Genomic DNA, 6,547 nt, shown 5'->3' with positions numbered 1-6,547 from the left:
CTCTTATACAAGAGTTTTCAATCACGTTTTTTTAATCACGCGGAGACACGCCATGCAGCACGTTTATATTGAACCGGTGCCGAAGGGCCGTTGGGGTCCCATCGATGGTTACACGCTCGAATTCACCGACGGCACGCTGATCACGCATCAGATTTATCAGTCAGAAAAGCTCGCGGCCAGTGAGATTCGGCTGCGCGGTTATACGCCGATGGTCGCGAAGGTGCGCATCACGGACAAGACCGAGCCGGCGCATTGGGAAGCGGCTGTTTGATGTCGTTGCGCGCATTCGGCACGAAGATGTAGCCGCTGGCTGCATCGCCGAATGCGCGTGTTTCGCCCGCTATCAGGCATTGCGCTGCGAGCGCGCATAAAGCGGCATCGATTTCATCGATCGACTTTAGTTTCGATGTATCGATTCCCTCGTCTTCAAGCAGCTTTCGCCGCTGCAAATTCTTCTTTTTTGCCGATGCCTCGTCCTTCAGATACGCACAGGTGATCGCGTGCGGGAAGGTCTCGAAGCTCACCGCCGCGCCGGAAAATAAGGCTTCTTTGAGTATCGGATGCGTTCGGGCAAACGCGGCATAAATGCGCGCGCCGTTGAACATCCATTCATAGAAACCGCTCGTGCTGGCACGCGCTTTCGCTTCCGTCGGCGTGGAAAAGCACGAGATGCGTTCGCGTGCCATCGCTTTTTCTGCCGCACGGCCCTCGTTTTCTATGGCCCATTGCGACGGCGCACCGATACCGATCGCGCGGACGTCGAAGCTCAGACACCGCGCGTGGATGTGCGATGCATCGGTGCTCGAAAAAACATCGCTGATTTCGCGGCCTCGCAGAATCACGAGGTGAAAGCCTTTTTTCGTGCCGCCTACGTCGATACCGGCAACCGCTGTGGTCATATTCATACGCGCCAGCTTACCGTCGTGGCGCATTTCCTGCTGCCCTTCCGATACCGCTCTTACGCGCAGGTATCCGCCATGAAATCCCTGCTGTTGTGCACCACGTTAGCGCTCGCGTTACCGCTCTGCGCCGCCGCCGCATCGGTCGATGACTACGCCTGGCACAAGCGCCTGCTGATTGTCTTCGCGAGCCAGTCTTCATTGCCCGAACTGGCAAAACAACGCGCGTTGATCGCCGACGCCAAAGCTGGCTTCTCCGAACGCGACATGCTTTCCATCGAAGTGATCGGCAATCAAGTGCAAGGCACCACCGATTCCGCCGATGCGCTGCGCCAGCGCTATCACGTCGCGCCCGATACGTTTCGCGTCTTGCTGATCGGCAAGGATGGCGGCGTGAAGATCGATTCGCACGAACCGGTGGAAATGCAACGCGTTTTCGGCACAATCGACACCATGCCGATGCGCCGCGAAGAAGCGCAGCGCAACAAGCCGAAGTCGTAAAATCAGGCCTCTACACATCATAACCTGTTAATCGCAAATACAGCTTGAAACCTGTTAAACTGATTTACAGCATATGATCTGTAGGAGCCTTCCGTGCAGTATCCCGTCAAGACACTCAGCCAGTTGCGGCCCATTCTGCAGGGCTTTCGCAAATCCGCCGGACTCACGCAAGCCATGATGGCCGAACAACTCGGCGTCACGCAGCAGACTTACGCGCAACTCGAAGCCAATCCCGCCGCCGCGAGTCTCGACCGACTTTTCAAGGTGCTGCGGGTGCTGAACGTCGAACTATCGTTAAGCACATCCGATGAAAAAGCCGGTAAAACCGCCGCGAAAACCAAAAAGCGCGAGGACTGGTAAGCATGCCGCGCCGCGCCACAGCCAACCGTCTCGACATATGGATGAACGGCCTGCCCGTCGGTCACTGGGAAACCGGTTCGAGCGGCGAGCGCCTGACCTATCGCGAGGACTGGATTGCCGATCCGCAAGGCCGGCCGCTGTCCTTATCGCTGCCGTTCACGCCGGGCAATCAGCCGTATCGCGGGCCGCTCGTCACCGATTTCTTCGATAACCTCCTGCCCGACAGCGAACCGATTCGCCGTCGTATCGCCGCGCGATACCAGACGCGCAGCACCGCGCCGTTCGCCTTGCTTGCGCAACTGGGCCGCGATTGCGTCGGCGCGATTCAGCTATTGCCCGCAGGCGAAACGCCCGTCGATCTCGCCAGCATCAAAGGCCGCGTGCTGAATGAAGCGCAGATTGCGCGGCTTTTGCGCGACACCACGGCATCGCCCACGCTGGGACGACACGATCACGATCTCGCCGACGATCTGCGTCTCTCGATCGCCGGTGCGCAGGAAAAAACCGCGTTGTTGAAACGCGGGCGTTCGTGGCTGCTTCCCGAAGGCAGCACGCCGACCACGCATATCTTCAAGTTACCGCTCGGCCTGGTCGGCAATATGCGCGCGGATATGCGCACATCGGTCGAGAATGAATGGCTGTGTTCGAAGATCGTCGCGGCTTTCGGACTGGCTATCGCGCAGTGTGAAATGAAACGCTTCGAAGAGCAGAAGGTTTTGATCGTCGAGCGTTTCGACAGGCGCATGTCGAGCGATAAATCGTGGATTCTGCGGCTGCCGCAGGAAGATATGTGTCAGGCCACCGGCACGTCGGCGCTGCGCAAGTATGAATCGGATGGCGGGCCGGGTATCGAACGGATTATGCCGTTGCTTGCGGGTTCTACGCGTGCAATGGAAGACCGTCGTGACTTCTTTATGACGCAGATCATCTTCTGGCTGCTCGCCGCAACCGACGGTCACGCCAAGAATTTCAGCATCGCGCATCTGCCCGGCAATCGTTACCAATCGACACCGCTCTACGATGTGCTTTCGGCGCATCCGATCATCGGGCGCGGACGCAATCAACTCGCCTCGCAGCGCGCACGTCTGGCAATGGCCGTACGCGGACGTAACGCCCACTATTTGATCAGCGAGATTCAGCGGCGGCACTGGATTGCGCAAGGCCGGCGCGTAGGCCTGCCCGAGTCCGAAGTCGAAGCCCTGCTCGATGCAATCGGCACCCGCACGCAAGGCGTAATCGATGAAGTTTCGACGCTTCTACCCGCTGATTTCCCCATCGACGTAGCCGATGCAATCTTCGACGGCATGCAGCGCTTTTCAAAAAAGCTCCTTTCGTAGCATTTATTTTCGGAACCCGTATTTTTGAAGCGTGTCGCATGAGTGAGCCTGTTTCATCTACACATTGCGCACCTTGCGTACGAACCGAAAGGAGTCTGCATGTCACGCTTGACGATCGCCTTCGCTTTTCTTTTCACCTTCCTGACCGGCTGCGGCGCGCTTCGCACGCATGAGGCGCGCGACCCGCAAGGCGCGCTGGTCGGGTCGAATGTATTGGATCTGATTCAGTCCGTGGGCATTCCCGACAAGACCATGAAACTCGTCGATACCAACAGCCCGAACGACCGCATGGAAGCGCAATGGAATTTTTCCAACGCGGATTCCGCACTCGATATGAACGCGCTCGTGCTCGATGTAAAGGTAGGCGGCGCAGGCAAATGCAGCATGACGGCAACGGTGGATCGCTGGGGCGGCAAGGTGACGGCGGTGAATTTCCCGCAGGCGCATAGCGACAGCATCGGCTCGGATTACGGTGCGTGCGAGCCGCTGGTCGAAGAAGCGCTCACGCACAATACGCACACGCCGATCGATCCGACCTGGGACGCGTTTGCGCTCGTGGGCGCAGCGAAATAACTTACAACACGACTTGCACACCAAGTTCGACCACGTCTTCGCTTTTCAGGCCATAGTATTCCGCGCTGGATGCCGAATGGAACGCCATCTCACCAAATAACCATTCGCGCCAGCGCGACATCTGTCCATGCGAGCAGCCGGGCGTGACTTCATCGCGCGGCAGAAAGAACGTGGTGTGCTTCGGATCGAATCGCCAGTCGCCGAGTTGTCCTTCTAGCGAAGCCAACAGCTTCGGCAGATTGGGCCGTTCGACAAAGCCGTGACGCGAAATCACCTCGAAGCATCCATCGCCGAGATCGCGCACTTCAATACGCGTCTGCTCGTTGACACGCGGTGCGGACTCCGAACGATTCGCGAAGATTATCACCGTGCCATGCAGCACGCGATTGTGATGCACATTGCTTTCCAGCGCGGAAGGCGTCGCGCCCTGCGTGCTGCCGGGATAAACCGCCGTGCCCGGCACACGTGCGGGCGGCTCGCGACTGCCGAGCACATCGCGCAGAAAGGCGTCGAGCGGCGGCGCTTGTGTGGCGCGTTGTTTGGCCAGCATCCGGCCGCGATGCCACGTCGCCATCAACACGAAAAGGACGATGCCCATCGCCACCGGGAACCATCCGCCCTGCGGAATCTTGTGCGCGTTGGCGATCACCAGCAACATATCGATGATGAACAACGGCAGGCTGATCGATATCACTGCGATCCACGGCCAATGCCACACGCGGCGCGTAAAGCCGATCATCAGAACCGTGGTGACGAGCATCGTCAATCCGACGGCGATACCGTATGCCGAAGTCAATCGATCCGAACTGCGAAAGCTCAGAACCAGAAACATCACCGCAGCGAACAGCAGCGCATCGACCGCCGGCACGAAGACCTGCCCGCGATGCGCACGCGATGTTTCGATCACGCGCAGACGCGGCAGAAAGCCGAGTTCGATCGCCTGACTGGTCATCGAGAACGCGCCCGAAATTACGGCCTGCGAAGCAATCACCGTCGCGCACAAGGCGATCACGACCGTGGGAATCAGCGCCCACGAAGGCGCGGCGTAAAAGAATGGCTGCTGCTCCGAACCGCGTTGATAAAGCATCGTCGCGGCTTGGCCGAAGTAGCCCACGATGATTGATGGAAACACGATAAAGAACCACGCAAGCCGGATCGCGCGCCGCCCGAAATGGCCGATATCCGCATACAAGGCTTCCGCGCCCGTCAGCGCGAGAATCACCGCGCCAAGAATGGTGAACGCCATGCCCGGATGCGTGTGCACGAGCGCCCACGCCCACTGCGGCGACAAGGCCCGCAACACATCCGGATGCTGCGCAATGCGGTACACGCCGACCGCCGCGAGATACACGAACCACAGCGACATGACCGGCCCGAACCACTTGCCGACCGCCGCCGTGCCGCGTCGTTGAAACAGAAACAGCGCGATCAGAATCGCCGCTGCGAGCGGCACGATGTAGGGATCGAAACGCGGACTGACCTGACGCAAGCCTTCCACGGCGGAAAGCACGGAAACGGCGGGCGTAATCATCGAGTCGCCGTAGAACATGGCCGCGCCGAAGAGACCGGCCATCAGCAGCAGATGCGGAACGTGTCGGCCGTCCTGTTCGTAACCGGAGCGCACCAGCGCCGTCAGCGCGATAATGCCGCCCTCGCCTTCGTTATCCGCGCGCATCACGTAGGACACGTACTTGCCCATCACGACGATCACCACAGCCCACACGATCATCGACAAGATGCCGAGCACGACCGGCGCATTCACGACGCCCGCTTCGCTTACGCCTTGCCGCAACGCGTAGATCGGACTGGTGCCGATATCGCCGAACACGACGCCCAACGCGCCGAGCATCAATCCCGGCAACGTTTTATTCGAGGCAGCCGCGTGCGTCTGCGTGCCCGCAGCGAGCGTGCGCATGCGCTTCGATGAGGTCGTCATGCGCTGCGGGTCGCAAGTTCCATTCCGCAAAATAAGGGCGTCACGGAATGCGCCTTGCTACCTCGTTTGATCCGGCATTACCCAAACGTCGATAAAACTACCCGCGCCTGATAAGGGAAATTCGATGCAAGCAACCATCATCGCCCATGAAACGCCCGGCGAAACCGCCTCCGAGGAAATCCATCGTTTCCGCTTTCAACTCGACGACGACGAATCGGGCCGCGTCACCGATTCCATTTCGCTGCGCACGGCGCGCGTGATCGTTGAAAATCTGGAAGATGGCAATGCGTTTATTCAAATGCTGCGCGTGATAGTTTCAGCGGAGCCGCTTCAATACGACTCGCTCGTGGGCAGTTCATATATCGACAAGCGCTGAGGCTTACGGAGCAGACAGGCTCTGCTCGAGCGACTCTTCCAGTTCGTCGCGCTTATTGGCGATCAACACCTTCGCCCAATTGACACCGGCGCGCTCGGCGGTCGCGCGCGTATGCGTCTGAACGCCCGTGGGATATTCAACCGTCGGCACCGAAGCAAACCGGCGATAGTCATTGCGGCGCGAGATTTTGGCCCATGCCGTCCATCGATCAGCGCTGATCTGTTCCGGATAGCACTCGATGAAATACTCCCCGACTAGATACATGGCGATCCCCGCATGGAGATGGACACATGCTTTGTCCAGCAATTGACGAACCTGAAAAGGGATGAGTTTCGGACGGGTTCGCGTTCAAATTACAACTCGGGCCGCGCGAGATCGCCGAATACGACTTCATTGCCGCGTTGCTGCGCGGCTTCTACCGCTTCTGCTTTCGTCGCATAAGGGCCAATATTGTCTGCGCCATCGAATGGAAACAGCAGTTTGCCATCGGTCTTTCGGACTACTTTCAGCGTGCCGAAAAATCCGCTGCCACTCGTGCCGCGATACGACGCGTAAATTTGAAAAT

At 58.9% G+C, this 6,547-nt stretch carries 9 protein-coding genes and 1 pseudogene; 6 read left to right on the top strand and 4 right to left on the bottom strand.

The window, feature by feature from the left end; genetic code table 11:
• The first annotated feature begins 52 nt into the window (after window positions 1-52).
• The gene (locus P7F28_RS03155) at window positions 53-271 is read left to right on the top strand and encodes a hypothetical protein (protein WP_277182987.1); all 219 of its coding nucleotides are present in this window, start codon (window positions 53-55) and stop codon (window positions 269-271) included.
• On the opposite strand, the gene P7F28_RS03150 is transcribed toward P7F28_RS03155, so the two are convergent.
• Window positions 228-905 (bottom strand): DUF429 domain-containing protein, encoded by a 678-nt coding sequence (locus P7F28_RS03150; protein WP_277182986.1) that lies wholly within the window; start codon window positions 903-905, stop codon window positions 228-230. The genes P7F28_RS03155 and P7F28_RS03150 overlap by 44 nt on opposite strands.
• Before the next feature lie 72 nt (window positions 906-977).
• On the opposite strand from P7F28_RS03150, the gene P7F28_RS03145 reads away from it, so the two are divergent.
• The 4 genes and pseudogenes from P7F28_RS03145 to P7F28_RS03130 all read left to right on the top strand — a co-directional run bounded on the left by P7F28_RS03145 (window position 978) and on the right by P7F28_RS03130 (window position 3,670).
• The gene (locus P7F28_RS03145; RefSeq protein ID WP_277182985.1) at window positions 978-1,400 is read left to right on the top strand and encodes a DUF4174 domain-containing protein; all 423 of its coding nucleotides are present in this window, start codon (window positions 978-980) and stop codon (window positions 1,398-1,400) included.
• A 93-nt stretch (window positions 1,401-1,493) separates the two neighbouring features.
• A pseudogene (locus P7F28_RS03140) lies at window positions 1,494-1,745 on the top strand (helix-turn-helix transcriptional regulator); the annotation flags it as partial.
• A gap of 17 nt (window positions 1,746-1,762) precedes the next feature.
• Window positions 1,763-3,097 (top strand): type II toxin-antitoxin system HipA family toxin, encoded by a 1,335-nt coding sequence (locus P7F28_RS03135; protein WP_277182983.1) that lies wholly within the window; start codon window positions 1,763-1,765, stop codon window positions 3,095-3,097.
• Between the two features lie 99 nt (window positions 3,098-3,196).
• Entirely contained in the window at window positions 3,197-3,670 is a 474-nt protein-coding gene (locus P7F28_RS03130) for a hypothetical protein (protein ID WP_277182982.1), read from the top strand.
• Window position 3,671: 1 nt separating this feature from the next.
• Here P7F28_RS03130 and P7F28_RS03125 read toward each other — a convergent pair whose 3' ends face one another.
• Window positions 3,672-5,606, bottom strand: a complete 1,935-nt coding sequence (locus P7F28_RS03125) for a potassium transporter Kup (protein WP_277182981.1) — start codon at window positions 5,604-5,606, stop codon at window positions 3,672-3,674.
• Between the two features lie 124 nt (window positions 5,607-5,730).
• Between P7F28_RS03125 and P7F28_RS03120 the strand changes: the two genes are divergently transcribed.
• Window positions 5,731-5,982: a hypothetical protein gene (locus tag P7F28_RS03120; protein WP_277182980.1), complete on the top strand. Its 252-nt coding sequence runs from the start codon at window positions 5,731-5,733 to the stop codon at window positions 5,980-5,982.
• 3 nt (window positions 5,983-5,985) lie between these two features.
• Here the strand turns inward: P7F28_RS03120 and P7F28_RS03115 are convergent, their stop codons facing one another.
• Window positions 5,986-6,288 carry a hypothetical protein gene (locus tag P7F28_RS03115; protein WP_277182979.1) on the bottom strand — a complete coding sequence of 101 codons (303 nt, stop codon included), beginning with the start codon at window positions 6,286-6,288 and terminating at the stop codon, window positions 5,986-5,988.
• 47 nt (window positions 6,289-6,335) lie between these two features.
• Window positions 6,336-6,547, bottom strand: a 212-nt coding sequence (locus P7F28_RS03110; protein WP_306805707.1) for a DUF6723 family protein, incomplete at its 5' end; no start/stop codon positions are given.

This window comes from Caballeronia sp. BR00000012568055 (genome assembly GCF_029439455.1).
Classification (GTDB): Bacteria; Pseudomonadota; Gammaproteobacteria; order Burkholderiales; family Burkholderiaceae; genus Caballeronia.
Note: the sequence above shows the minus strand (reverse complement) of the source record. Positions and strands in the feature narration are given on the sequence as shown.

Bases quoted from the DNA above. Each gene is read 5' to 3' on its own strand.
- P7F28_RS03155 (WP_277182987.1), top strand. From the start codon at position 53: ATGCAGCACGTTTATATTGAACCGGTGCCGAAGGGCCGTTGGGGTCCC.
- P7F28_RS03150 (WP_277182986.1), bottom strand. From the start codon at position 905: ATGAATATGACCACAGCGGTTGCCGGTATCGACGTAGGCGGCACGAAA.
- P7F28_RS03145 (WP_277182985.1), top strand. From the start codon at position 978: ATGAAATCCCTGCTGTTGTGCACCACGTTAGCGCTCGCGTTACCGCTC.
- P7F28_RS03135 (WP_277182983.1), top strand. From the start codon at position 1,763: ATGCCGCGCCGCGCCACAGCCAACCGTCTCGACATATGGATGAACGGC.
- P7F28_RS03130 (WP_277182982.1), top strand. From the start codon at position 3,197: ATGTCACGCTTGACGATCGCCTTCGCTTTTCTTTTCACCTTCCTGACC.
- P7F28_RS03125 (WP_277182981.1), bottom strand. From the start codon at position 5,606: ATGACGACCTCATCGAAGCGCATGCGCACGCTCGCTGCGGGCACGCAG.
- P7F28_RS03120 (WP_277182980.1), top strand. From the start codon at position 5,731: ATGCAAGCAACCATCATCGCCCATGAAACGCCCGGCGAAACCGCCTCC.